At 69.0% G+C, this 1,717-nt stretch carries 1 protein-coding gene and 1 pseudogene; both read right to left on the reverse strand.

The genetic code is table 11. The features are described 5' to 3' along the window. A partial coding sequence (locus RMN86_RS14975; protein ID WP_309606655.1) for a sigma-70 factor domain-containing protein occupies positions 1-266 on the reverse strand: 266 nt, incomplete at its 3' end. A gap of 233 nt (positions 267-499) precedes the next feature. Next, positions 500-1,717: pseudogene (locus RMN86_RS14980) on the reverse strand (TonB-dependent receptor); the annotation flags it as partial.

The following is a 1,717-nucleotide window of genomic DNA, read 5'->3' on the forward strand; positions in this document are numbered from 1 at the left end:
ACCGCCTGCATCAGGCCGACATTGCCCTCGGAGATCACCTCGCCGATCGGCAGGCCGTAGCCGCGGTAGCCCATGGCGATCTTGGCCACCAGGCGCAGGTGGCTGGTGACCAGGCGGTGGGCGGCGGCGGGATCCTCATGCTCCTGCCAGGCCTTGGCGAGCATGAATTCCTCGTCCTTGGCCAGCATCGGGAACTTGCGGATTTCCGACAGGTATCGGCTGAGGCCGCCGTCCGGCGACATGACTGACAGGGCGCTTGCGGCCATGAACTATCCCCTTAGATTTCCTGGACGTCCGGGCCGGCGCGCAAAGCCTGCGCGCAAGAACCAAATCGCCCCCCTTCAACCCCTAGATAAGTACGCGGTTGCGGTGGCGGTAGATCACCTCGAGGAAGCGACCGGATTGTCCTACTGCGTTAGTGGGACTTTCTAGGCGTGGATGGTGGCGCCATCAAGGCGATGGAATCTCATCTGGCGTTCAGCAAAGCACGCGACGCAACTCAGGAGAACAGCTTGCGGAAGCTCAGCCGGATCGTTCGGCCCGCGGGATCGACATAGGGGGGCTGATAGCTGAGAGGCGTGGCGCCGTTGGCGTCGCGCACCGCGATCCGCCGGTCAAAAAGGTTGTTCACCGACAGCGAGATCCGTGCGCCGCGCAGCCAGGGGGCGGTTTCCAGCAGGGTCTTGCGCTGGCTCAGGTCGGCGAAGAGCCGCAGGTTGACCTTGGCGATGTCGGAGAAGGCAAGGTCGCCGCTGGCCGCACCCGCGCCGCCGCGCACCGAGGTCGCGCTCTTCCAGTCGGCGCTGAGCGCGGCGCCGAAGCCGCGTTCGGCGATCCCCGCCTGAGCCTCGATTTCGTGCCGCGGCAGACCGCCCAAGGCGCCGGCCGCCGCGCCGTTCAGATAGTCCAGCACCGGCCCGCCCGGCCGCACCGTCACCCGGTCCTCCAGGATCATGGTGTGATAGAGGGAAAACCGCAGCCGGCCGTCCTGGGCGCCGCCTCGCCCCCCGCCGCCCGGATATCCGCCCGCGAAACCGCCGCCTCCAGAACCTCCAGAGGGTCGGCCCGCATCCGGGGCGCCGCCGAAGCCGGGCGGGCGGCGGGGTCCGGGCGGTCCGCCGCGCGTCGCCGTCGCCGGGCCGATCGGCCGCGAATAGTTCACGCCCCAGCGCAGTTCGCCGCGGTCTTCCCGGGCGAAATTCACCGGCCGATAGTCGATCTGGATCAGCTCGCCCCGGGAGTTGCGAAGAAAGCGGTCGGGGAAGGCCGCCGCGATATCGGCGGTGGCGGCGGGGAAGGTGGCGATCGGGTTGCGGATCCGGCTCGTCAGGTAGTTGGCGGTGAAGGTCAGGTCCCGGGCGGCATAGGGCTTGAAGTTGAGCTTCAGGCTGGTGACGTCGCGGTCGTCGCCGAGCAGCCGCGTGTTGCCGCCATCCACCTGGGTCACGTCGACCGTCCGGCCGGTGGCGAAATCGAAGATCCGCACGCCGGGGGTCAGCACGGCCGGCGCGCCCAGCTGCTGTTGGCTGGGCGCGGCTTCATCGTGGGTGCGCGAGGCGACCAGGCTCAAGGCCGCCACCGGCCGCCAGTTCAGGCCATAGCCCAGACTGATCAGGGTTCCGAAATCCGAGAGCCGGTCGATGGCGACATTGGCGTTGGCCGAGAGCTCGCCCAGCCCGGTAAGGCCGCCCACGCGCCGGCTGGCCAGGGGCGCGTC

It is taken from the genome of Phenylobacterium sp., from assembly GCF_031360265.1.
Lineage (GTDB): Bacteria > Pseudomonadota > Alphaproteobacteria > Caulobacterales > Caulobacteraceae > Phenylobacterium.